Origin of the sequence: Bradyrhizobium sp. Ce-3 (genome assembly GCF_022835695.1) — a bacterium.
Classification (GTDB): Bacteria; Pseudomonadota; Alphaproteobacteria; order Rhizobiales; family Xanthobacteraceae; genus Bradyrhizobium.
Window position 1 is genome coordinate 768,719 of record NZ_BQUV01000002.1, and the last position, 22,194, is coordinate 790,912.

The following is a 22,194-nucleotide window of genomic DNA, read 5'->3' on the forward strand; positions in this document are numbered from 1 at the left end:
TGGTCGCCGGTCCATAAAAAAGGGCCCGCGCTGGCGCGGGCCCTTTCCGTGTCCGGGATGATGATCCCGTCAGTGCTTGATATCGGGGGGCAGCTTGCCGCCATTGGCCGCGAGCTTGCTCATCACCTGCTTGTGCAGCCAGATGTTCATGCTGGCGGAATCGTTGGTGTCGCCGGTGTAGCCGAGCTCCTTGGCGAGCTCCTTGCGCGCCGACAGGCTGGAGTCGATGTCGAGCGCCTTCATCAGGTCGACGATCGAGGTCCGCCACTCGAGCTTCTCGCCCTTGGCGGCCACCGCCTTGTCGAGAATCGGGGCGACGTCGACGGACTGGGCGGGCGCCGCACCAGCCGGCACCGCAGCAGGAGACGACGATGCACTGCCGGATCCACCGGCGGGAGCTGCGCTTGTGGCCGTTCCGCCGGCGGGCGCGGCACTGGCGCTGCTGCCGAAGATCGCGCCCATGATTTTTCCGAAAATGCTCATCGTTCGCTCCCTAGAGAGTTGAGATGTGAAGGCCACACGGCAATGCGCCGGCTGACCGAGGTCGCAGTTCAAGTGTATCGCCCCCTCCATAGCTTGCCAATGCGACATTCACTTAAGCGTGAGTGCTTTTGACGCGGTTTGGGAGTACCCTCATTGCACAGTTCGCGACACGGCCAGTTCCCTGCTCTGTCTTTCGCGTCTGGCTTGCTCGTGATCGCTTCGAGAGACGGTACGTTTGTGCCCGTGCGCCGGGCGCAGAATGCGCCCGCCCAGAGGGAGACAACGACCATGGCCACGCCATACCAAGGCAATGTCACATCGATGACGCAGAGCGGACAAGGCACCGCGTCTGCGCCCGTCATCCGCACCATCGGCCTGTCCGATTTGCATCAAGCGCTGCGTCTCGGCTGGGAAGACTTCAAGGCGGTGCCAAGCCACGCCATCATCCTGTGTTTGATATATCCGGTGCTCGGCATCGTGCTGGCGCGCACCGTGCACGGCTATTCCGTGCTGCCCCTGCTATTTCCGCTGGCCGCGGGCTTCGCCCTGCTCGGCCCGTTCGCCGCCATCGGCCTTTACGAGATGAGCCGCCGCCGCGAGGACGGCGGTGAGGCATCCGCATGGGACGCCATTCAGGTATTCCGCTCGCCGTCGTTCGGCGCGATGCTCGGGGTCGGAACGCTGCTGTTCGCACTGTTCGTGACCTGGATCGCCACCGCGCAGGCGATCTACACGGCGGTGTTCGGCTACGAGACCGCAGCCAACATTCCCGATTTCGCCGAGCGCGTGCTGACCACCCAGCAAGGCTGGTGGCTGATCGTGGTCGGCTGCAGCGTCGGCTTCCTGTTCGCGCTCGTCGCGCTTTGCATTAGCGTGGTGGCCTTCCCCATGATGCTCGACCGCCAGGCAAGCGCCGGCGAAGCGATGGTGACATCGATGCGCGCCGTAGCGCAGAACCCGGTGCCGATGGCGGCCTGGGGCCTGATCGTCGCGGCGCTGCTGGTGCTGGGCTCCATCCCGTTCTTCCTCGGGCTTGCCGTGGTGATCCCACTGCTCGGTCACGCCACCTGGCATCTCTATCGCGAGGTCATCGTCAAGGATCCGAACGCCCGGCCGGTGATCCCCGAGCCGCGCGAGCGCAAGCCGGCCGCGGACTTCCCGGCGAACCTGTTTCCGTGGCGGCGCAGCGATCGCGGATAGGCCGCCGAACCTGAATGCGTAAACGTGAAAGCAACCGCCGGCCGATATATTCGGCCGGCGGTTTGTCGTTCCGGATTGTCAAATGGGTGTGAAATTGGCGTGGCATTTGCAGCGCTAGCTGAGATTAATGGCTCGATCACGAGCCTTGTTTTGGCCGCTGTTGCCGCGAACATACCCGCCGGGTTTCGCGACCAATCGATGATAGCGCAGACTCCGGAGTGAATTGCCTGATGACCTCGCAGCTTTCCATTCGCACACTCGCCGTCGGCGCGTGGCTCTTGACCTCCACAGTGTCGGCGCTGGCCGCCCAATGCGGCACCGGCACGTTCGAGTCCTGGCTCGACGACTTCAAGAAGGAGGCTGCGACGAAGGGCATCTCGCAGAACGCGATCCAGGCCGGGTTGACCGGCGTCACACAGGACAAGGCGATCCTGGCGCGCGACCATTCGCAGCAGGTGTTCAGCCAGACGTTCGAGCAGTTCTCGGGCCGCATGGTGCCGCCACGGCTCAACCGCGGCTCCGACATGATGAAGCGCTACGGCTCCGTGCTGTCGCGAATCGAGGAGGCTTACGGCGTGCCGGGGGAAATCCTGGTCGCGATCTGGGGTCTGGAGACCGACTTCGGCGTCAACACCGGCAAGTTTCCGACCCTGCGCTCGCTGGCGACACTGGCCTATGATTGCCGCCGCTCCGACATGTTCAAGGCCGAGTTGATGGACGCGCTGCGCATCGTCGAGCGCGGCGATCTCGCACCGCAGGAGATGCGCGGCGCCTGGGCCGGCGAGATCGGGCAGACCCAATTCATGCCGTCCTCCTACATCAAGTTCGCGGTCGACTTCGACGGCAACGGCAAGCGCGACCTCCTGCACAACGTGCCCGACGTGCTGGCGTCGACGGCGAACTTCCTGAAGAGCTACGGCTGGAAGCAAGGCAAGGGCTGGGAGCCCGGCAGCGAGAACTTTGCCGTGATCCAGCAGTGGAACAAGAGCGAGGTGTACGCCAAGACGATCGGCTACTTCGCGACCCAACTCGCCAAGGCGCCGTAAGGTCCGCCGGAGGGCCGACTGCCGCAGGCAATCGGCCTTTTCCGCAGTTGCAGCGACCGGTCAGAACGATGCGCAAGTGGTCGAGAGCGTGAGGCCAACCGACTGCTGATGAAAGCGCTGCCTGTACGCGGTGCTGATCTGCGTCAAGCGTGCCAAGGTCTCCGGCGTCTCGGCAGCGATGATGCGCACGACAAAGGACTGCTCGTGTGTGATCCGGCCGGTGTCCGGGTCGCGCCACTGGCCGGAGGCCCTGAGCTGGGTCAATCCATCTGGAAAGCGCGGTGTCACTTCCCTCTGAAGGAAGTCCGACCACTGGGCGTCCGATACGCGGCCACGTCCGGCGATACGACGTCCAAACAGCAGTTCGGCCTGCATCATCGACTTGCCATTGATCAACTGGCAGGACGTTGCTGCACCTTCGGCGGTGGATGTGTCAGTTCCCGCAACGAGGACAAGCCACGCCGCAGCCAGGATCAGTGCGCGCATGAAGTTCGAACCGTGAGCTTTGCGGCCGGCAACGTCTTGGGTTTTAGCATCTTGGGCCTTGCGGTCCGGAACACGATCCAAGGCAAATAGTACCATTCCGAGAAACACGGCAAGTACGCCGATGACACCCATGGCAAGCTTGACGTCGCCGGGCGCGATTTCGACACGCAAAAGCAGTGGTAAGATCACTTCCTATCCTTCTGCGAGCGGGCCGATCTTGCGCGATGGGCTCTAGCGACTTGCCCGCCCGCCGGCTTGGACAGGCGCGACAACGCATTGGATGAAAACGACGCATTGGACGAAAACGACCTGGCGGGCCGGTATTTGAAGATTTGCATACGTTTCGGCCGATGGGACGTGCGGTCCACCTCGGACTGCAATTGCCGCAGGGCGAACCACGGATGGAACATACCTGGGGCGCTTTGACACAGCCGAGCCATTGGCTAGAAGCCCCTGCGTCGCGTGCGGTTTTTGCCGCCGAACCGGGTCGCCTTGGTGAACCAGACGCGGCATTTCGGCGACACCTGTTGCGACAGCCTGAGTTTCCCGATGACCCCGACCGCCGACGACGTTGCACTTTCCCGGTTTTCCCTGGACGATTTTGCCGAGCAGGACCGCATGGCCGCATGGCGTGATCTGTACGGCCGGCTGGTGCTGAATGCCGACCTCACGCCACTGCCGGATCATTCCTTGCGCGCGGACGTGACCGTGCGGATGCTGCCCGGGCTGTCCATCACGTCGGCCAGCATGTCGGCGTTTCGCTACGAGCGGGGTCCCGAACAGTTGGCGGATGGCAACGACGGGCTTGTTCTGGTGATGGGTTCGCACGATGCCGTGATGGTGCAACGTGGACGCGAGGTCACGTGGAGCGCCGGCGACGCGCTGTTGGTCAGCTCGGCGGATCCGGCCGCGATGATCTGCCCCGCGCCGGCGAAGATCCTGTGCCTTCACGTTCCACGGCCGGCGCTGGCGCCGCTGGTGAGCCGCGTCGATGCCTCCGTGATGCAGCCTATTGCGCGCTCCACCGAAGCGCTCAGATTGTTGGTGAACTATGTCGGGGCGCTGCAGAAGGATTATGCGCTTGCGCCTCAGCTACGGCACCACGTGGCCTCGCATGTCCACGATCTGATCGCCGTGGCGCTCGGCGCAACGAGAGATGCCGCGGCTCTTGCCGATGGGCGGGGCGTCCGCGCAGCACAGCTGCGTGCCATCAAAGCCGATATCATCGACCATCTCAACCGCTGTAGTCTCACGATTGCGGCCGTTGCGCGGCGGCACTCCGTCACCCCGCGCCAAGTGCAACGGCTGTTTGAAGTCGACGGGACGACATTTTCAGAATTCGTGCTTGGGCGCCGTCTCGCACGCGCGCATCGATTGCTCGTCAATCCGCGCTACGCCGATCTGCCCGTGAGCACGGTCGCCTTCGAGGTCGGTTTCGGCGACGTGTCCTATTTCAACCGCACCTTTCGCCGGCAATACGGAGCGCCGCCCTCGGACGTGCGTGAAGCGGCGCGAAGAGGGCTGATCATCGGCACGCCATCCGGAACACCCGAAGGGCATTCGAGCGGGGCGCCCGCGCGGCGCAATGGCGCCCGCCCGCCGGAATAGGCGAATTACATTGAGCGCCTGTCGCGGGCCAGACCGCGCGCTTTTGGGCTATTTCGCCGCCCAACTCGCCAAGGCACCAAAGAGCGAAGCACGTAACCGGCCACTTCAACAGGTTTCGAAGCGTGATTTCGAACAGTGGTTTTCTGATTCAATCCGAACCGATCACGTGCCACGCAAACCAAAGGGCCGATTGCCCCAGGCAATCGGCCCTTATCGCTGTGGTCAAAGCTTACTTCGCCATGCTGGCTTCGGCAGCCTTGCTGAGGTGCGCGCCGCAAGCGCCCCACTTGTTGTTCAGCATCGCGTCCTGGGCGAGCGAGACTTCCTTCTCCGCCGCGAATTTGACCTCATTGTCCGCCATAGCTTCGACTGCAGCTTCGGTCTTGCCCAGATTGGCACCGCTGCAACCAAGGCCCGCATGATGATGGTGCGCGGCCTGCGCGGGAGCGACAGCGTAAGCAACGGCAGCGACGGTAGCTGCTGCGATCAATGTCTTAATCATGGGATGATCCATCTCTTGTTCTTGGACAGATCCCAGCGTGATTGCGGAATCTGCAAAACGATTATTCGCTTGTTCCCGGCACCGTTCAGAATGAAATTCGCGCGATACAAATGTGATGAGCGCTGCGCGCGGATCGCGCATGCGTTGCATAGTGTTTTGATTACAAGGCAGTAAGGAAGCAGCGCGGGAATAGCTTTGTTTGACGCGTTCACTTCAATCGAAGCGCACTTCCGATAACCAGCAGAGCATTCCGCGCGGCATGCGGTCCGCGACGTAAATCCATTCCGGCACAGGATCGAATTACCTCTTGGGTCAATGCGACTGATTGACGCTATGCCGGTCGGCAGGTCTTGGTCGTCATAAAGTGAATGGATAATCATTTTAATGGCGGTCGCGTGCATGCGAATCACGCATGGAACACGTCGCCGTGATCCCTCCCGCAACGGGGAGCTGGAGCTTGAACAAACGGTCCGTAATTACCACATATGGGACGTGATTACGCTTGCTGAAATTCTAATAACCAGCTGATTCCAGTAATATTTTCCCGTATCATCAGGTATTGGCGGAACTTCCGTCTGCATGGCAGCTCTCTAGGCGCGAAACGGTTAACCGGAACTTACCCCGGCTATGCATTCTGAGCTTAGCTGCATCGCAACATCGGAACTACTGCGTTGCACCATATCATCTATATTCACTTCAACGATGAGGCTTTGGAAAAGCTGAATCTGAACTACTAGGAGACTACCATGTTGCTCTCGCTCATCCGCATGATCCAGGCTTTCCGGGATTATCAGCGCAATGTCAGCGAACTGTCCCAGCTCAGCGATCGTGAACTGGCCGATATCGGCCTCGACCGCTCGGACATTCCTCGCGTTGCCGCCGGCACCTACAACGGCTAATCGGCCGCAAGCCTCTGACGAACGGATAACGCCCGCTTCCACAGCGGGCGTTGTCGTTTTTGGCGCGGTTTCAGATGCATACGGGATCAAAACGCGCTAACGCTGCGCGATGACACCGCATCAATCCTCTTCCCAACCCGTGCACATCGTGGGCGCGGGGCTCGCCGGCTCGGAAGCCGCCTGGCAGGTCGCCAATGCCGGCGTCCGCGCCGTCCTGCACGAAATGCGCCCGCAGCGGATGACCGAGGCGCACCGGACCGACGGCTGCGCCGAACTGGTCTGCTCGAATTCGTTCCGCTCCGACGATGCCGCCAACAACGCGGTCGGGCTGCTGCACGCCGAGATGCGCCGGCTGGGCTCCCTGATCATGCGCTCGGCCGATGCCAACCAGGTGCCCGCCGGCGGCGCGCTGGCGGTCGACCGCGACGGCTTTTCCGCCGCCGTCACCAAGGCGCTCAACGAACATCCGCTGATCGAGATCAGCCGCGAGGAAGTCGCAGGGCTCCCGCCGGCCGACTGGAGCAACGTCATCGTCGCCACCGGTCCCCTCACCTCGGCGCCGCTGGCCGACGCGATCAGGCAGCTCACCGACGAGAGCGCGCTGGCGTTCTTCGACGCGATCGCGCCGATCGTGCACAAGGATTCCATCGACATGTCGGTGGCGTGGTTTCAGTCGCGCTACGACAAGGTCGGGCCCGGCGGCACCGGCGCCGACTACATCAATTGCCCGATGACCAAGGAGCAATATGACGGCTTCGTCGCCGCGCTGCTCGACGGCGAGAAGGTCGACTTCAAGGATTGGGAGACCAACACGCCCTATTTCGACGGCTGCCTGCCGGTCGAAGTGATGGCCGAACGCGGTCACGAGACGCTGCGCCACGGGCCGATGAAGCCGGTCGGCTTGACCAATCCGCACAATCCGACCGTCAAGCCCTATGCAATCGTCCAGCTGCGCCAGGACAACAAGCTCGGCACGCTCTACAACATCGTCGGCTTCCAGACCAAGCTGAAGCACGGCGCGCAGCAGCGCGTGTTCCGCACCATCCCGGGCCTCGAGAATGCGGAGTTTGCCCGCCTCGGCGGCCTGCATCGCAACACCTTCCTGAACTCGCCGAAGCTGCTCGACGGGCAGTTGCGCCTGCGCGCGCAGCCGCGGCTGCGCTTCGCCGGCCAGATGACGGGCTGCGAAGGCTACGTCGAGTCGGCCAGCGTCGGCCTGATCGCCGGCCTCTGCGCCGCCGCCGACATGCGCGGCGCCTCGCTCGCGACACCACCGGCCACGACCGCGCTCGGCGCGCTGCTCGGCCACATCACCGGCGGCCATATCGAGACGATCGAGCCTGGCTCGCGCTCGTTCCAGCCGATGAACGTCAATTTCGGTCTGTTCCCGCCGCTGGCGAGCCCGCCGACTAAGAAGCCGGACGGCTCGCGGCTGCGCGGCAATGAGAAGACCGTCGCCAAGAAGCAGGCGATCAGCGCGCGGGCGCTGCTCGACCTCGATCACTGGATCGCAGAACACCTGCGCGTTGCGGCAGCGGCCTGACAGTCATGAGCTTGCCGAAAGACGACGACGCCACCCTGTCGGCGCGATGGAGCCAGGGCGTGCTGCTCAAGCGCGACGTATTCTCGACCGTCGAGCGCGGCCGTTTCCGTGCCGGAGACGGCGAGGTCGACGGCGTGCTGCGCCGGCTCGACCAGGTGCCGTTCTGGTCGTTCGGCCTGGCATTGCACCTGTTCTCGCGCGAACGCCGCGCGCTGATGCTGGCACGCGACCTCGACGTCGGGCCCAAATTGTTGTGGGCCGGCCGGCGCGCGCTGGTACGCGGCTTCATCGACGGCGCGGCGCTGCATCTGGCGAAGCCACACGGCGACGTCGCGTATTTCCGCTCCGCCAAGGCCGCGTTGCGCAAGCTGCATCGCGCCGGCATCTGCCACAACGACCTCGCCAAGGAGCAGAACTGGCTGGTCAGCCGCGACGGCCGCGCCTACCTCACCGACTTCCAGCTCGCCGCCTGCTTCAAGACCCGCAGCCGGCTGTTCCGCATCGCGGCCTATGAGGATCTGCGCCACCTGTTGAAGCACAAGCGCAGCTACGCGCCGGACGCGCTGACGCCGAAGGAGCGCAAGGTGCTGGCGAAGAAGTCCGCGTTCGCCACCATCTGGCTCAAGACCGGCAAGAAGGTCTACCAGGCGATCACGCGCGGCATCTTCAATTTCACAGACCGCGAGGGCGGCGGCCGCCGGCTGGTCAACGACGCGCCGGTGCTGATCGATCTGATCCGCAGGAATCCGGACGTGCGCGACACAGCGATCGTTGCCTTTGCCGACCGGCGCGTCGGCGTCGGCCTCTACGCCTTCGTCGAGGCGGACCAATCGGCGCTGGAAAAGACGCTACGCAATGAGCTTGCCGCAGCGAGGGGCGTCAAGCCGCCCGAGCACATCCAGGTCGTGCACGCATTGCCGCGCGATGCGGCCGGCAAGCCGCGCACCGAGATCCTGCAGCTCGTCGCCATGAACCAGATCGACCTGATCGAGCCGATGATGCGCAGTGACGCCGATCGCGAGTTCCTCAAGGACATCCTCGAGCAACGCAAGAATCTGCGCGATCGCTTCAACTTTGAAGTGGCCGAGATGGATCGGCCGGCAGGCTAAGGCGCGCGCACTCTCGACAAACGCAGCTCGACGCGCCAATCTTGTGAGGGCTAGCGCGCTCAAGGGACAAGCTTAATGCCACTCACCCGTGGCCGTATCGGGGGATATGATTCCGAACGCCTGGCGTTCGGATTCACCATGATGCACGGCGATCAGGAAATTGAATGTCAGATCAGCGACGCCGCAATGGACGAATTGGCCGGCACGCGCGGAACACCTAGCCTGGCGCGGCAGGCGCAATTCATTGCGCTACGCGACGCTATCGAGATGATCGCATCCGACATCTTTGACAGCGGACCGTTCGTCAAGGGCGCAACGATCCGGATCTTCACCAAGCACGTTTCGAAAGAGCGTAGCTGAGCATGATCTGCGCGCAAACGCTTCGCGCTTGTCGCAAGATCAGCTCTAGCTGCCGAACTCCTCCGTGCGCGCAGCGCGCCACAACGTCCACAGCGTGCGCAGGCGCGAGACCGGCCTCGGCAGGAACGGGTCGTTGTCGGCGCTCCTCGCCCGGTTCAGCTCGCGCCTGACATGGGCGAGCGGCAGGAAGACCGGCCGCACGCCGGATGGTACGTCAGCCAGCAGCCCGAACGCGGTCTTGAGATGGCCCTGCGCCTCCTCCGCAAGCTGATCGATCGCCGCACGGATGTTGGGCGTCGGCTTGCCGGCGAAGACCTCCTCCTTGCCGCTGCCATGCTGCTGCAGGAGTTGCAGCGGCACAAACAGCTGCTGCCGCGAGGCGTCGCGACCGAGCGATGCAATGACCTGCGCCATGCCCTGGGCGAGGCCGGCATGGCGGGCCAGGTGATCGATCGCCTCCGACGGCCGCGCCATCACGCGCGTCGCCTGCGAGAACAGCACTGAGGCCGTGGCATCGAGATAGCCCTCGAGCGCGGCCAGCGTCGGCATCGGGTCGTTGTAGAGATCGAACTGGTGCTCCTCGACCAGCTGCGAGAACGGCGAGACCGGCAGGCGGTGATTGCGGATCGCATAGAGCAATTCGGCCGCGACAGGATTGCCCTCGACGCCGCCGTGCCCGGCGCCGGCCAGCATGTCGGTCCACCATTGCAGCCGCATCTCGCCGGGCAGCGGCTGGCTGACCTGCTCGTGGACGCGCGAGACCTCGATGTTGAAGGCGTAGATCGCGAGCAGCGCCCGCCGTTCCGGCCCCGGCAGGAACAAGGTCGAGGCGTAGCGCACGAAGTCATGGGCCCGCACCAGATCGGCGCAGAACGCCGCGCCGTCCTTCGGCGCCTCCGTGCTCATGGCACCGCGATCAGCGCCGCCGCGACGCGACGCCGCTCGCCGAGCATGATGTTGTAGGTGCGGATCGCAGCTCCCGTCTGCATCGGATCGAGCACCACCCGAACCGCGCGCAGCGCCTCGCGAAGGGCCTTCGGCGGCACCCAGACCTCGGTGCCGCTGCCTATGATCAGCGTGTCGATCGCATTGGCCGCTGCGAATACCTTTTGCAGCGAGTATTCGTCGATCTCCTGCGGCCGCGTGACCGGCCAGGCCCAGATCGAGTCAGGCAGGCACAACAGCGAGCCGCGGTGCGACATATCGGCGAACGCGAAGCCGCCCTTGCCGTAGGCCTCGATCGGCGCCGACCTCGGAAGATGGGGAGCGTCCGAGGAGTTGCTCATGGCCAGCTACTTCTTGGCTGCCGCCGCGTCCGGCTTCTTGGCCGGCGCGTCCTGCGCCTCGCCCCGCGTGGTGTGAACGCCGAGATAGATCAGGATCGGCGCCGCGATGAAGATCGAGGTGTAGGTGCCGACCAGCACCACGCCGAACATCATCACCGCGGTGAAGCTGTGAATCGCCTGGCCGCCGAACAAGAGCAGCGCGAGCAGCGCCAAGGTCACTGTGACGTGGGTGATGATCGAGCGCGACAGCGTCGAGTTGATCGATTCGTTGAGCAACTGCGGCATCGGCATCTTCTTGTAGCGCCGCAGCATCTCGCGGATACGGTCGTAGATGACGACGGTATCGTTGAGCGAATAGCCGAGAATCGTCAGCAACGCCGCGATGCTGGTGAGGTCGAAATCGACCTGGGTGATCGACATGAAGCCGATCGTCAGCACGATGTCGTGGACGTTGGCGATCATGGCGCCGAGCGCGAACTGCCACTCGAACCGGAACCAGAGATAGATCAGGATGCCGACGATCGCGAACATCAGGCCGAGCATGCCGTAGGCCAGCAGTTCGCCGGAGACGCGCGGTCCCACCACTTCGACGCGGCGGTAATCGACGGAATCGCCGAGCGCGCCGCGCACCTTCGTCACCGCATCCTGCTGCGCCTTGTCGCCGCCGGGCTGCTCGGCGACGCGGATCAGGACCTCTGCCGGACCGCCGAACTGCTGCAACTGCACCTCGCCGAGGCCAAGGCCATTCAAGGTCGTGCGCATCGCCGCAATGTCGGCCGTCCCGGTCTTGGCCCTCACCTCGAGCAGCGTGCCGCCCTTGAAGTCGATGCCGAAATTCAGGCCGTGGGTGAAGAACAGCGTGATCGCGAGGATCGAGAGCAGCGCCGAGATCGGGAAGCTGATGCGGCGAAAGCGCGTGAAGTCGAAATGCGTATCGTCGGGCACGATGCGCAGCGGCGGCAGCAGGCCGAGCGCCGCGACGACGGTCAGCACGGCGATCAGGATGCCAAGGCCAATGAGAACGAGATGAGTCACAACACGCCTCTCAGATCGGCACGGTTTGCGGCCGCTTCCACCGCACCCATGCCGCGACGATCAGGCGCGTCAGGGTGAAGGCGGTGAACACCGTGGTGATGATGCCGATGCCGAGCGTCACGGCAAAGCCGCGAACCGGGCCGGTGCCGATGTAGAACAGCACGGCGGCAGCGATGAAGGTGGTGATGTTGGAATCGAGGATGGTCGCCAGCGCCCGCTTGAAGCCGGCGTCGATCGCCGAGATCGCGTTGCGGCCGCCGCGCAATTCCTCGCGGATGCGCTCGTAGATCAGCACGTTGGAGTCGACAGCGATGCCGACGGTCAGCACGATGCCGGCGATGCCGGGCAGCGTCAGCGTGGCGTTGAGCAGCGACAGCAGCCCGAAGATCATCGCGACGTTGATGGTCACGGCGATATTGGCGAACACCCCGAACAGCCGATAGGTGATCAGCATGAACACGATGACCAGGATCGAGCCGACATAGGCCGCGAGTTCGCCCTTCTCGATCGAGTCCTGGCCGAGCCCGGGACCGACGGTGCGTTCCTCGACCACGGTCAGCGGCGCCGGCAGCGCGCCGGCGCGCATCAGGATCGCCAGATCGTTGGCCGACTGCACGGTGAAGCTGCCCGAGATCTGGCCCTGTCCGCCGGTGATCGGCTCGCGGATAACCGGTGCCGAAATCACCTTGTTGTCGAGCACGATCGCGAACGGCTGGCCGACATTGTCGGCGGTCGCCTGGGCGAATTTGCGCGCGCCCGACGTATTGAACTTGAAGCTGACGATGGCCTCGCCGGTACGCTGGTCAAAGCCGGGCTGGGCGTCGGAGAGCTCGCCTCCGGACACCAGAACCTGCTTCTTCACGACGTACGGAACCGGCGGCGGCGACGCACTCATCAGCAGCTCGGAGTCCGGCGGCACCCGGCCCTGCTGGGCCTGTTCGGGCGACACCGAGGTGTCGACCATGCGGAATTCCATCTTCGCGGTCTTGCCGAGCAGCTCCTTCAGATGGGTCGGGTCCTGCAGGCCCGGCACCTGCACCAGGATGCGGTCGGTGCCCTGACGCTGGATCACCGGCTCGACGGTGCCGAGCTCGTTGACGCGGCGCTCGACGATCTGGATCGACTGCTCGATGGTCTTGCGCATCCGCTCGATCATCGCGGGCTGCGACACGGTCAGGCGGATCAGGCCGCCCCCCGCATCGGTCACATCGACATCGCGCTGGCCGCTGGAGCCGAGCAAGCCACCGATCGGCTGGGCAACCTCGCGCAGCTTGGTCAGCGCAGCCGGAACGTCGGACTCCTTCGCGATCCGGGCCTCGACGGCGTCGTTGCGGATTTGCACGCCCCCGATGAACACGATTCGGGCGTCACGCAGCGCCTTCCTTGTGTCGTCGCGAACCTGTTCGAGCTTTTCCTTCTTCACGTAGTTGGAATCGACCTCGAGCAGCAGATAGGAGCCGCCCTGCAAGTCGAGGCCGAGCACCAGGCGCCGCTGCGCCCAGGCCGGCCAGGTCTTCACCTGCGCCTCGGGGAAGAAATTGGGCACGGCGCACAGGCAGACCACCAGCGCTGTCAGGATAATCCCCAGCGCTCGCCACCGCGTGAAATACAACATCGAATTGACCTGTCAGATTCGGCAAAGGGCTCCGCGGCAATCAGCTCGCGGACGCCTCGTCCTTGGCATCGCCCTTCGCCGGCTCACCCTTGGTGCGCACGCCCGAGATCATCTGGCGCATCTGCCGCACGCGCACGCCGTCGGAGATCTCGAACTCGATCTGGTCGTCGTCGACCACCTTGGTCACCTTGCCGACGAGGCCGCCCGAGGTCACCACGGTGTCGCCGCGGCGGATGTTCTTCACGAGGTCGGCGTGGTCGCGCACCTTCCGCTGCTGCGGGCGCAGAATCAGGAAGTACATGATGACGAAGATCAGCGCGAATGGCAGCAGTGACATCAACATGCTGTTGGTGTCACCACTTGCTCCAGCCTGAGCAAACGCAGGAGTAATCAGCATTCGAACGATCCTCGGATAAGACGGGAAAGAACCGGCAGCGCCCTCGGAGTCGGGGCGGTATGGCGGTCCGGACAAATTCGCGCGGACTATAGCGGCCGCGGTCCCAATTGCAACGTTAACGGACCTTCATTTAGGGCGCTTGCGGGACCGCCGCCAGCCCGATAAGGCTGCGCCGTCAGGAACTGGACAAATGCCGAAAAAAGCCAAGAAAACCACCAGCAAAACCACCAGTAAATCAGCCAGCAAGACCGCCCCCAAAGCGGCTGCCAGGCGCGCCGCAAACGCCGCGACAAAACGCCCGGAAACACCGCTCGACGGCGCGACCGCGGAGCGGATCGCGAACGCCCTGGAGACCATCGCGAGCCGCCTCGCGGCCGCCTCCCCGTCCCCCGATCCGGCTGAGTCGTTCGGCGCCGCCGACGCCTTTGTCTGGCATCCGGACGGTCGCCTTGCCCCGGTGCCGCGGGTCAGCCGCGTCGAGATCGGCCTGCTCAAGGGCGTCGACCGGATGCGCGACATCCTGATGGAGAACACCGAGCGCTTCACCAACGGACTGCCCGCCAACAATGCCTTGCTCTGGGGCGCCCGGGGCATGGGCAAGTCGTCGCTGGTCAAGGCCGCGCATGCCAGCATCAACGCCGGTCGCAAGCCAGCCGACCGGCTCAAGCTGATCGAGATCCATCGCGAGGACATCGAGAGCCTGCCCGGCCTGATGGAGCTGCTGCGCAACTCCTCCTTCCGCTTCATCGTGTTCTGCGACGACCTCTCCTTCGACGGCAACGACGCCTCGTACAAGTCCTTGAAGGCCGTCCTTGAAGGCGGCATCGAGGGACGCCCCGACAACGTCATCCTCTATGCGACCTCGAACCGGCGCCATCTGCTGGCGCGCGAGATGATCGAGAACGAGCGCTCGACCGCGATCAATCCGGGCGAAGCAGTCGAGGAAAAGGTCTCGCTGTCGGATCGCTTCGGCCTCTGGCTCGGCTTCCACCGCTGCAGCCAGGACGAATACCTCGCGATGGTGAAGGGCTATTGCGACCATTACGGCATCAAGATCGCCGAGGATGAGCTCGAGCGCGAAGCGCTCGAATGGTCGACCACCCGTGGCTCGCGGTCCGGCCGCGTCGCCTGGCAGTACACCCAGGAGCTCGCCGGCCGGCTCGGCGTGCGGCTGGGCGGCAAGTAGCCCCGATCACACTTCGAGCGATCCCGCGGATGGCCTTCTGAATCCGGCGCGGCATGAGTACACTCTATTCATGCCGGCCGACCCAAGCGCGACTGCGAGACGATGTGGCGAGTGCACCGCATGCTGCGATGGCTGGCTGAAAATCCGGATTCGCGACCACGATGTCTATCCGGGGCATCCCTGTCCCTTCAGCCGTGCCGGCCAATGCGCGATCTACGACCAGCGACCGGTCGACCCGTGCCGTAATTTCGTCTGCGGTTGGCTGGCTCCAACGAGTCCGCTGCCCGGGTGGATGCGCCCGGATAAATCCGATCTCATCTTTCTTCCCGCGAGCTTCGTCTGGCGCACCACTCCGGTCGACGTCGCGGTTGCCATCGGCCCGCGTCCGAAAGCAAAGGCCCGCGCCTGGCTCGAAGCCTTCAGCCGCGACAACCGCCGTCCCTTGCTGCTGCAGTCCGACGGGGAATGGCACGCTAACGGACCACCGCAATTTCTACGCGACATGGTCGAGCGTCTCGCCGACGGGCGAGGCCCCTGGTCGGCGATCTAGACCGCTCCAGAGGATCGAACTGGTCCCTGAGACCGTCATTTCTGGAATCCATTATGCCAGATCAGGTCAAGAATATTGCGTCGCAACCATAATTTGTCAGCACGCCTGTCCAAATCGCTTCACCCGTTTTCTCTACGAAAATCCAAGAGCTTGAGAATTCCGCGACTTCTATTCCCAAACCAGCCTGCGACAAATTGATGCGGTGCAATAGTATCATTGTACCTCTTATGTCACAGCGACTGATTATCTCCCTCACGCCTTTGGCATGCATGTATCTGGTGTTTGGCATACATTAACGTTCCTTCACTTTGTAACGCCCAGCAATCCGCTGCGGCGATCGGCAAAGGGGGATCAGATGAAGAATGGATATCTCGCCGGAACCGCATTCACGGCGATCTGCCTCGTGCTCGCGCAACAGCCGGTACGGGCGGCGACACTGGACGACGTGATGGCGCGTCTGGATGCACTCGAACGAAACAACGCGAAGCTCGCCAAGGAGAACGCCCAGCTCAGGGACCGCGTGAATCACATCGCCAGTCATCCCGCAGAGCCTGCGTCGGCAGCCTCGCCGCCAAAGGGCAATCCGGTGCAGCACGCCTCCGTCGCCCCCTCCCCGAAGCAGCCGCCCGAACGTCCCATCGTCAGCATCGGCGGCGCACCGCTCTACAGCAAGGCACCAGGCAGCAATTCCTTCGTCGACAACACGACCGTCACGCTCTACGGCCACGTGGACCTGTCAGGTGACGTCTTCAACCCCGGTGTGTTCGATCAGGGCACCAAGTTCGGTGTGGCGAGCAACCTCACCTTCTTCGGCATCCACGCCCGCCATGATCTCGAACCGTATGGCTACGCCGGGTGGGCCGCCGTCGCCCAGTTCGAATCCCTCGTCGAGGTCGCCGCGGTTCCGACCGAACGCGCCGCGTTCGGCACGCGCGACAGCTTCATCGGGATGCAAACGCCGTGGGGCACGGTCAAGGCGGGCAAATCGGATACGCCGTACAAGAAATCCACCTCGAAGTTCGATCCGTTCTCGGCGACGCTCGGTGACTACAACTCGATCATGGGCAATACCGGCGGTGACTTGCGTGCCGAGTTCGACTGGCGTGCGGCGCATGCGGTCTGGTACGAATCGCCGGTCTGGAACGGCTTCCAGACCACGCTGATGATCTCGCCGGGGCAGAACACCGCAAGGGACAACAGCGATTTCGCGCTCGGCGATTTCAATTGCCCCGCTACCTCCGCGCGCGGCAGCGGCAGCGGCTTCCCGCTGACCTCGGCACCGGAAGGCTGCACCGACGGCTCCTATGGCAATCTCTACAGCGCGTCGCTGTCCTACAACCAGGGACCATTCACCGCGATCGCCGCCTACGAGATGCATGAGGGCACCAACCGCACCGGGGACGAGGCGGTCACACCCTTGAGCAATGGCGGCGTGCTGATCGTTCCGCCGGGAGCCGTCGGCATCGCCAATGAATGGGCCGCGAAGATCGGTGCCGGCTATCGCATCGACGACGGCATCGGCAAGCTGCAGCTTTATGGCATTTACGAAGTGATGCGGCGCGAGAACACCGTCGCCGACTTCAACGAACGGTCGCGCGACGGCTACTTCCTCAGCGCCACCCAGAGCGTCGGCCCATGGGACGTCAGTGCGTCATGGGCTCACGCCAACGCCTCGCCAGGTTCGCCCGGGACCGGTGTGCTCAACAACTACACCGTCACGCCGGCCGCGGGATCGGCTGACTTTGCGCTCAACACGCTCGACAGCAGCGCCGATCAATATGCAGCTGGTGTCAAGTACCACTTCAGCCCGGTCGTGGCCTGGTACCTTGTCGGCAGTTATCTGCGCAACGGCCCGGGCGCGCATTACTGCCTCGGCGTGAGTGGTCACGGCTACGGTGTGTGCGGCCGCGACGCCAACAACAACGTGGTCGCCGGCAACAAGGCGAGTGCCGTGACAACCGGCATGACGTTCGACTTCTAGTCCAGAACTGGTAACCGGGAATTCGCTTCGCTGCATCCGGGCTACGCTGCCGGCAGATCAAAACAAAGCGGGGGAGGCTTGCGCCACCCCCGCTGTCTTTGTTGCGAGACTTGGAAGTCCCGGCGCGTAACTTACGCGCCGTTGAGGAACTGGAGCGGATCGACCGGCGACGATCCCTTGCGGATTTCGAAGTGGAGCTGCGGCGAGCCCGCCTCGCCCGACTGACCCGACTTGGCGATCACCTGGCCGCGCTTGATGGTATCGCCGCGCTTCACCAGGATTTCGCTCGCATGAGCGTAAGCAGTGACATAGCCGTTGGAGTGGCGAACCAGGACGAGGTTGCCGTAGCCCTTCAGCTCGTTGCCCGAGTACGCCACGACGCCGTCTTCGGCCGCCTTCACCGGCGTGCCTTCGGGCACCGCGACGTTGATGCCGTCATTGACCTTGCCGTTGGTCTTCGAGCCGTAGGCGGTGATGACCTTGCCACGCACCGGCCAGCGGAACGTCGGCAATGCGCCGGTGGCTTCGCTCGACTTGGTGACGACGGGCGCTTCAGCGGCGGCAGCGGGCTGTTCGACGGCTGCGGTCGGCTGCACCAGCCGCGCGCTCTGCTGCGGCAGTGCGGTGGCGACGACCCTCGGTGCCGCCACGGCCGGTGCCGGGGCCACGGCGCCGACCGGCGCAGCGGCAACCGGCTGCGCAAGGGGCGCAGGTGCTGCCATCGCGGTCTTGGCGCCGGGCACCATGAGCTTCATGCCGAGGCTGAGCCGAGCCGACTGGTCGAGATTGTTGGCGCGGGCGAGCTCGGCCACCGGGATGTGGTGCTGGCGCGCGATGCTGTGGAGCGTGTCGCCGCGATTGACATAGTGCACACCAGCGGGCGCCGCTGCGACGGCGACCGGCCGTGCGGCAGATGCGGCCATCGCAGGTGCCGCGGCGACCGCGCCTGGACGCGGAATGACCAGCTGCTGGCCGGGCGACAGCGCGCGCGGGCCCTTGTAGCCGTTGGCGCGCAGGATCTCGGCGGTCGAGACGTTGTAGCGGCGCGCCAGCACCTCCAGCGTATCGCTGGTGCCGACGATGATCGTGGTGCCGGCGTGGCCGGCATGTGCGGCGGCGACCGAATGCGGCACCGTGCCGGTGGTCTCGATCTGCGGCCGTGCCGGCGGCGGCATGTAGGATGACATCCCGCGCCCTCCTCCCGACACGCCAGCGTTGGCATTGGCAACCGGGTAGGATTGCGGCGCCGCAACCGGCGGCGGCAAGGGCTGTGACTGATACTGCGAATATTGCGATTGCGTTCGCGGCCGCGCGTATTGCGGCAGCTCGCGCGGCGGCGGCGCCTGCTGCACAGTGCCGGTCGGCTGCGGATCAAACGCAAACGGATTTTGCGAGTAGGAGTTTTGCGAGAAGCGCGACGACATATCGGCGCTGCAACCGGCAAAAGCCATGGACATCAGCGTCAGCACCGCAACCTGCGGCACGCGACGCGAGCGAAGCAACTCAACAACCCCAGACATGGTTACTCACTCGTACGCAACAAAAGACTGTTTTGAGTAAACACGTACCGAGTAAATAACCGCTTAACCCTGCGAATAAGGCGTTGGCGCCAAGCGGCAAATCGCCGAATTCATAATTCGCGCGCGATTCCCGGCAGCGCCGGCACGAAGCGGACGTCGACCAGTTCCTTGCGTTCGAAACCGTTCTCCGTCCGGACCATGCGGACCAGGGTCTGGGTGCCCTGATGCGGTCCGACCGGGGCGATCAGGATGCCGCCGGGATCGAGCCGCTCCAGCAGTTTCTCCGGGATCTGCTCCATCGCCGCGGTGACGATGATGCGGTTGAAATCGCCTGCCCCGGCCGGCACGTCGAAGCCGTCGCCGAGCAGCACCTCGACGTTGTAGTAACCGAGCTTTTCGAGACGCTTGCGGGCGCCGTCGGCCAGCGTCCGGTAGCGCTCGATGGTCAGGACCTGCTTGCACAGCCGGGACAGGATGGCCGCCTGGTAACCGGAGCCGGTGCCTATCTCGAGCACGCGGTGATCCTTCTGCAGCTGCAACTGCTCGGTCATGTAGGCCACCACGAAGGGCTGGCTGATGGTCTGCCCGCAGGCGATCGCAAGCGCACTGTCGCGATAGGCCTCGTTGCGGTCGCGCGGATCGACGAAGACCTCGCGCGGCACCTCCTCCATGGTGCGCAACACCGCCTGATCGCTCACCCCTCGCCGCCGCAGGGTGAGCTGAAACATCATCTTCTCGGTCGGATCGGGGTTCACGGCCATGTTCATCAGCAACCCTGGGCGGCAGCGCGGAATCTTGCTCAGACTTGATGCCATTGAAATCCGAAATGCCGCGTTAAGGAAAAATTTCCCGTCGCGTTTTGTTCCCGGTCAGGAACCCGCGCCCGATTTTTACTTGGCGGCGGCCCGGCCACTCCACATATAAGCGGCGGCGCGCGGGCTGACGCCGCGGTGGCGCGGACCGGGCGCTGGTTGACCTGCCATCCCTTGGTTGGCGTTGCGCGAATCTTGCGCACGAGGTCAGTCAGGGCGGTCGGGCGAGTGCTGCCGCGCGCTGGAAAAGGACCGATTCCCAAACCTTTGCGTTGCGCCGTGTGGTGTTATTTGCGAGCCTATTTCAGGGACGGGCAAGGATTCCATCATGACAGCGATACGGCCGGCGGGCTGTTCAGTTTTCCTCGTGGAGGACGAGGTCATGATCCGGATGATGGTCGCCGACATGCTGGAGGAGCTCGGCCACAGCGTCGCGGCCGAAGCCGGCGAAATCGGCGAGGCGGTCAAGCTCGCCCAGTCGACCGAATTCGACCTCGCGATCCTCGACGTCAACGTCAATGGCAAGGTGATCACGCCGGTTGCCGAGCTGATCAACGCCCGCAACCGCCCCTTCATCTTCGCAACCGGCTATGGCTCGTCGGGCCTGCCGCCGGAGTATCGCGACCGTCCGGCGCTGCAAAAGCCCTTCCAGCTGGAAACCCTGGCCCAGATGATCTCGAGCGCGATGAAGGGCGCCCCGGTTTAGCTGCTCATTGGAGCGCGTAGCCCGGATGGAGCGCAGCGCAATCCGGGAAACCGAACCCGCGGAATGAATCCCGGATTGCGCTTCGCTCCATCCGGGCTACTGAATCACTTCAGCGTCGTGGTCAGCGTTTCCGAAAATGCTTCATCGGTGCGGTCGAGCCGCAGCGGCGTCACCGAGACGTAACGCCCGGCGAGCGCCGCGAGATCGGTGCCTTCGGCCGGCGTATCCATCATCGCCGCGCGCTCGAAGCCGATCCAGAAATACGGATTGCCGCGTCCGTCGTGACGGCGATCGATCTTCAGAAAGCCCTGATTGCGCTTGCCCTGCCGCGTGATCCGGATGCCCTTGACGTCATCGGGCATGCAGGACGGGAAGTTGACGTTGATGACGGTGTTGCGCGGCACGCCGGCGTCGATCACCTTGCGGATGATGTCGGGCCCGAATTTCAGCGCGGTGTCCCACAGCGGCGCGTTGCGCGTCTCGATCGAAAATTCCTGCGACAGCGCAAATGACGGAAAGCCCAGGATGGTGCCTTCCAGCGCGCCGGCGATGGTGCCGGAATAGACCACGTCCTCGGCGACGTTGCGGCCCTTGTTGACGCCGCTCAGCACGAGATCGGGCAGCTTGTCTCCGAGAATGTGGCGCGCGCCCATGATGACGCAATCGGTCGGCGTGCCGCGCACCGCGAAGTGGCGCGGGCTGACTTCACGCAGGCGCAGCGGATCGTTCAGCGACAGCGAATGCGAGACGCCGGACTGATCGAGCTCGGGAGCCACGATCCAGACGTCGTCCGACAACGCGCGTGCAATCTGCTCGATGACCTGCAAGCCAGGAGCGTTGATGCCGTCATCATTGGTGCAGAGAATTCGCATCCGTCAAAGTGCCTCTTGTTCCGATTCGACGCGGCTTTCTTGAGCTGACGGGTGGTCTTAACCGGCTAGGGCCGCGGAGGCAAACTTGGCCCGTGCCATCGCCCCGACGTCACGCGCCATGGACGCACAAACCTGCCGCTGCCGGCGATCTTGCGCTCGAATACCGGCCAAGCGGTTCTGGCCGGCCGCCGGACAACCGTGATGACGGGGGTCAGCGGCGGGGCTTCGAGTTTTTTGACTGGAGCGGCCGGGTGCGCTTCGGAGCTTGAAGCCGCGAGCTTGGGAACGTCGGCTTTGGGAGCCTCGGATTCGGGAGCTTCGGACCGGAGCGGCCCAACCTTCGGAGACTCGGGCTTGGGAGCCTGACGGTGGGCGGATTCGGCCTCAGCAGGCTCCGACTTGGCAGGCTCCGGCTTGGCAAGCTCCGGCTTGGCAGGCTTAAGCTCGACGGGCGCCTCTGCGGTGACCGATGCGGATTGGCGAAGCTCCGGCTCGGCCGCTTTCGGAGGCTCCGATTTGGCGACTTCGGATTTGCCGGCTTCCGCCTGGAGAGGCTCAGCCTTGGCCTGTGCGGGCGGCACCGGTGCGGGCGCCTCGGCGGGATTTGCGATGGGGGCTGCCGCAGCCGATCTCGATTTCAGCCGCGCCAGCAATTCCTCGATCGACGGCACCGATGTGGCGTCAGGCGGTGCACGCGGCGCGGCCGGCGATGTCGCCCGGACCGGAGGCGGCGGCGGTGCAACCATCGCTGGCGGCGGCAGATCGGCCGGCGCAAGTTGCGCGAACTTGCCGCGCGCGAGCTCCAGCGCCTTGTCGAAGTCGGGCCTGTCGATCCAGGCCTTCGATTGCACCTCGGTCACGCGAGCGTCCCACAGCCGCGCCGCCTCGATGTCGTAATAGCCCATTTGCTTCTGATTGATCAGCTGCAGACCATGACCCGTGACGGCCCATTGTCGACCAAGCCAGTGGATGTCACGGTGCAGCGGCATCACACTGGC

At 64.3% G+C, this 22,194-nt stretch carries 23 protein-coding genes; 11 read left to right on the top strand and 12 right to left on the bottom strand.

All coding sequences use genetic code 11. The features are described from left to right. Positions 1–69 precede the first annotated feature (69 nt). The gene (locus BRSPCE3_RS10055) at positions 70–483 is read right to left on the bottom strand and encodes a DUF3597 domain-containing protein (RefSeq protein WP_244065627.1); all 414 of its coding nucleotides are present in this window, start codon (positions 481–483) and stop codon (positions 70–72) included. A 288-nt stretch (positions 484–771) separates the two neighbouring features. Here BRSPCE3_RS10055 and BRSPCE3_RS10060 point away from each other — a divergent pair, with 288 nt between their 5' ends. Both BRSPCE3_RS10060 and BRSPCE3_RS10065 read left to right on the top strand, forming a co-directional pair. Beyond that, complete coding sequence (locus tag BRSPCE3_RS10060; protein ID WP_244065628.1) at positions 772–1,683, top strand: DUF2189 domain-containing protein; 912 nt, start codon at positions 772–774, stop codon at positions 1,681–1,683. A 230-nt stretch (positions 1,684–1,913) separates the two neighbouring features. Further along, complete coding sequence (locus BRSPCE3_RS10065; RefSeq protein ID WP_244065629.1) at positions 1,914–2,729, top strand: lytic transglycosylase domain-containing protein; 816 nt, start codon at positions 1,914–1,916, stop codon at positions 2,727–2,729. Positions 2,730–2,789: 60 nt separating this feature from the next. On the opposite strand, the gene BRSPCE3_RS10070 is transcribed toward BRSPCE3_RS10065, so the two are convergent. Next, positions 2,790–3,404, bottom strand: a complete 615-nt coding sequence (locus BRSPCE3_RS10070; protein ID WP_244065630.1) for a DUF3574 domain-containing protein — start codon at positions 3,402–3,404, stop codon at positions 2,790–2,792. Positions 3,405–3,710: 306 nt separating this feature from the next. Between BRSPCE3_RS10070 and BRSPCE3_RS10075 the strand changes: the two genes are divergently transcribed. After that, positions 3,711–4,823, top strand: a complete 1,113-nt coding sequence (locus tag BRSPCE3_RS10075; RefSeq protein ID WP_244065631.1) for an AraC family transcriptional regulator — start codon at positions 3,711–3,713, stop codon at positions 4,821–4,823. Positions 4,824–5,052: 229 nt separating this feature from the next. Here the strand turns inward: BRSPCE3_RS10075 and BRSPCE3_RS10080 are convergent, their stop codons facing one another. Next, positions 5,053–5,466 carry a hypothetical protein gene (locus BRSPCE3_RS10080; RefSeq protein WP_375709887.1) on the bottom strand — a complete coding sequence of 138 codons (414 nt, stop codon included), beginning with the start codon at positions 5,464–5,466 and terminating at the stop codon, positions 5,053–5,055. Between the two features lie 605 nt (positions 5,467–6,071). Between BRSPCE3_RS10080 and BRSPCE3_RS10085 the strand changes: the two genes are divergently transcribed. From BRSPCE3_RS10085 to BRSPCE3_RS10100, 4 genes are all read left to right on the top strand, one after another. Further along, positions 6,072–6,224, top strand: coding sequence for a DUF1127 domain-containing protein (locus BRSPCE3_RS10085; protein WP_016846063.1), 153 nt, complete (start codon positions 6,072–6,074; stop codon positions 6,222–6,224). A gap of 109 nt (positions 6,225–6,333) precedes the next feature. After that, positions 6,334–7,767 carry a methylenetetrahydrofolate--tRNA-(uracil(54)-C(5))-methyltransferase (FADH(2)-oxidizing) TrmFO gene (gene trmFO / locus BRSPCE3_RS10090; protein ID WP_244065632.1) on the top strand — a complete coding sequence of 478 codons (1,434 nt, stop codon included), beginning with the start codon at positions 6,334–6,336 and terminating at the stop codon, positions 7,765–7,767. Between the two features lie 5 nt (positions 7,768–7,772). Continuing rightward, the gene (locus BRSPCE3_RS10095; protein ID WP_244065633.1) at positions 7,773–8,876 is read left to right on the top strand and encodes a serine/threonine protein kinase; all 1,104 of its coding nucleotides are present in this window, start codon (positions 7,773–7,775) and stop codon (positions 8,874–8,876) included. 75 nt (positions 8,877–8,951) lie between these two features. Next, positions 8,952–9,236: a DUF1488 family protein gene (locus BRSPCE3_RS10100; RefSeq protein ID WP_244065634.1), complete on the top strand. Its 285-nt coding sequence runs from the start codon at positions 8,952–8,954 to the stop codon at positions 9,234–9,236. 45 nt (positions 9,237–9,281) lie between these two features. On the opposite strand, the gene BRSPCE3_RS10105 is transcribed toward BRSPCE3_RS10100, so the two are convergent. Genes BRSPCE3_RS10105 through yajC form a run of 5 tightly spaced genes read right to left on the bottom strand, consistent with a single transcriptional unit; the run spans position 9,282 to position 13,569 of the window. Further along, on the bottom strand, positions 9,282–10,142 hold the full coding sequence (locus BRSPCE3_RS10105; protein ID WP_244065635.1) for a phytoene/squalene synthase family protein: 861 nt from the start codon (positions 10,140–10,142) through the stop codon (positions 9,282–9,284). Beyond that, complete coding sequence (locus tag BRSPCE3_RS10110) at positions 10,139–10,522, bottom strand: Mth938-like domain-containing protein (protein WP_244065636.1); 384 nt, start codon at positions 10,520–10,522, stop codon at positions 10,139–10,141. The genes BRSPCE3_RS10105 and BRSPCE3_RS10110 overlap by 4 nt, the downstream gene beginning before the upstream one ends. Before the next feature lie 6 nt (positions 10,523–10,528). Beyond that, complete coding sequence (secF, locus tag BRSPCE3_RS10115) at positions 10,529–11,557, bottom strand: protein translocase subunit SecF (RefSeq protein ID WP_244065637.1); 1,029 nt, start codon at positions 11,555–11,557, stop codon at positions 10,529–10,531. A 10-nt stretch (positions 11,558–11,567) separates the two neighbouring features. After that, complete coding sequence (secD, locus tag BRSPCE3_RS10120; RefSeq protein WP_244065638.1) at positions 11,568–13,172, bottom strand: protein translocase subunit SecD; 1,605 nt, start codon at positions 13,170–13,172, stop codon at positions 11,568–11,570. Between the two features lie 40 nt (positions 13,173–13,212). Continuing rightward, entirely contained in the window at positions 13,213–13,569 is a 357-nt protein-coding gene (yajC, locus tag BRSPCE3_RS10125) for a preprotein translocase subunit YajC (RefSeq protein ID WP_194454471.1), read from the bottom strand. Between the two features lie 190 nt (positions 13,570–13,759). Between yajC and BRSPCE3_RS10130 the strand changes: the two genes are divergently transcribed. The 3 genes from BRSPCE3_RS10130 to BRSPCE3_RS10140 all read left to right on the top strand — a co-directional run bounded on the left by BRSPCE3_RS10130 (position 13,760) and on the right by BRSPCE3_RS10140 (position 17,286). Next, a complete protein-coding gene (locus BRSPCE3_RS10130; RefSeq protein WP_244065639.1) occupies positions 13,760–14,755 on the top strand; it encodes an ATP-binding protein in 996 nt (331 codons plus the stop codon). Between the two features lie 70 nt (positions 14,756–14,825). Next, positions 14,826–15,305, top strand: a complete 480-nt coding sequence (locus BRSPCE3_RS10135) for a hypothetical protein (RefSeq protein ID WP_244065640.1) — start codon at positions 14,826–14,828, stop codon at positions 15,303–15,305. Positions 15,306–15,660: 355 nt separating this feature from the next. Further along, the gene (locus tag BRSPCE3_RS10140; RefSeq protein ID WP_244065641.1) at positions 15,661–17,286 is read left to right on the top strand and encodes a porin; all 1,626 of its coding nucleotides are present in this window, start codon (positions 15,661–15,663) and stop codon (positions 17,284–17,286) included. Positions 17,287–17,417: 131 nt separating this feature from the next. Here BRSPCE3_RS10140 and BRSPCE3_RS10145 read toward each other — a convergent pair whose 3' ends face one another. Beyond that, entirely contained in the window at positions 17,418–18,806 is a 1,389-nt protein-coding gene (locus tag BRSPCE3_RS10145) for a LysM peptidoglycan-binding domain-containing M23 family metallopeptidase (RefSeq protein WP_244065642.1), read from the bottom strand. 110 nt (positions 18,807–18,916) lie between these two features. Further along, on the bottom strand, positions 18,917–19,573 hold the full coding sequence (locus tag BRSPCE3_RS10150) for a protein-L-isoaspartate(D-aspartate) O-methyltransferase (protein WP_244065643.1): 657 nt from the start codon (positions 19,571–19,573) through the stop codon (positions 18,917–18,919). 373 nt (positions 19,574–19,946) lie between these two features. Between BRSPCE3_RS10150 and BRSPCE3_RS10155 the strand changes: the two genes are divergently transcribed. Next, a complete protein-coding gene (locus BRSPCE3_RS10155) occupies positions 19,947–20,324 on the top strand; it encodes a response regulator (protein ID WP_163158269.1) in 378 nt (125 codons plus the stop codon). Between the two features lie 104 nt (positions 20,325–20,428). Here BRSPCE3_RS10155 and surE read toward each other — a convergent pair whose 3' ends face one another. Next, positions 20,429–21,196 (bottom strand): 5'/3'-nucleotidase SurE, encoded by a 768-nt coding sequence (gene surE / locus BRSPCE3_RS10160; RefSeq protein WP_244065644.1) that lies wholly within the window; start codon positions 21,194–21,196, stop codon positions 20,429–20,431. A 65-nt stretch (positions 21,197–21,261) separates the two neighbouring features. After that, entirely contained in the window at positions 21,262–22,185 is a 924-nt protein-coding gene (locus BRSPCE3_RS10165) for a hypothetical protein (RefSeq protein ID WP_244065645.1), read from the bottom strand. Positions 22,186–22,194 lie beyond the last annotated feature (9 nt).

Bases quoted from the DNA above. Each gene is read 5' to 3' on its own strand.
- BRSPCE3_RS10105 (WP_244065635.1), bottom strand. From the start codon at position 10,142: ATGAGCACGGAGGCGCCGAAGGACGGCGCGGCGTTCTGCGCCGATCTG.
- BRSPCE3_RS10085 (WP_016846063.1), top strand. From the start codon at position 6,072: ATGTTGCTCTCGCTCATCCGCATGATCCAGGCTTTCCGGGATTATCAG.
- BRSPCE3_RS10060 (WP_244065628.1), top strand. From the start codon at position 772: ATGGCCACGCCATACCAAGGCAATGTCACATCGATGACGCAGAGCGGA.
- BRSPCE3_RS10095 (WP_244065633.1), top strand. From the start codon at position 7,773: ATGAGCTTGCCGAAAGACGACGACGCCACCCTGTCGGCGCGATGGAGC.
- BRSPCE3_RS10145 (WP_244065642.1), bottom strand. From the start codon at position 18,806: ATGTCTGGGGTTGTTGAGTTGCTTCGCTCGCGTCGCGTGCCGCAGGTT.
- BRSPCE3_RS10130 (WP_244065639.1), top strand. From the start codon at position 13,760: ATGCCGAAAAAAGCCAAGAAAACCACCAGCAAAACCACCAGTAAATCA.
- BRSPCE3_RS10150 (WP_244065643.1), bottom strand. From the start codon at position 19,573: ATGAACATGGCCGTGAACCCCGATCCGACCGAGAAGATGATGTTTCAG.
- BRSPCE3_RS10135 (WP_244065640.1), top strand. From the start codon at position 14,826: ATGCCGGCCGACCCAAGCGCGACTGCGAGACGATGTGGCGAGTGCACC.
- BRSPCE3_RS10055 (WP_244065627.1), bottom strand. From the start codon at position 483: ATGAGCATTTTCGGAAAAATCATGGGCGCGATCTTCGGCAGCAGCGCC.
- BRSPCE3_RS10110 (WP_244065636.1), bottom strand. From the start codon at position 10,522: ATGAGCAACTCCTCGGACGCTCCCCATCTTCCGAGGTCGGCGCCGATC.
- trmFO (WP_244065632.1), top strand. From the start codon at position 6,334: ATGACACCGCATCAATCCTCTTCCCAACCCGTGCACATCGTGGGCGCG.
- yajC (WP_194454471.1), bottom strand. From the start codon at position 13,569: ATGCTGATTACTCCTGCGTTTGCTCAGGCTGGAGCAAGTGGTGACACC.
- secD (WP_244065638.1), bottom strand. From the start codon at position 13,172: ATGTTGTATTTCACGCGGTGGCGAGCGCTGGGGATTATCCTGACAGCG.
- BRSPCE3_RS10065 (WP_244065629.1), top strand. From the start codon at position 1,914: ATGACCTCGCAGCTTTCCATTCGCACACTCGCCGTCGGCGCGTGGCTC.
- surE (WP_244065644.1), bottom strand. From the start codon at position 21,196: ATGCGAATTCTCTGCACCAATGATGACGGCATCAACGCTCCTGGCTTG.
- BRSPCE3_RS10100 (WP_244065634.1), top strand. From the start codon at position 8,952: ATGCCACTCACCCGTGGCCGTATCGGGGGATATGATTCCGAACGCCTG.
- BRSPCE3_RS10080 (WP_375709887.1), bottom strand. From the start codon at position 5,466: ATGCGCGATCCGCGCGCAGCGCTCATCACATTTGTATCGCGCGAATTT.
- BRSPCE3_RS10155 (WP_163158269.1), top strand. From the start codon at position 19,947: ATGACAGCGATACGGCCGGCGGGCTGTTCAGTTTTCCTCGTGGAGGAC.
- BRSPCE3_RS10140 (WP_244065641.1), top strand. From the start codon at position 15,661: ATGAAGAATGGATATCTCGCCGGAACCGCATTCACGGCGATCTGCCTC.
- BRSPCE3_RS10165 (WP_244065645.1), bottom strand. From the start codon at position 22,185: ATGCCGCTGCACCGTGACATCCACTGGCTTGGTCGACAATGGGCCGTC.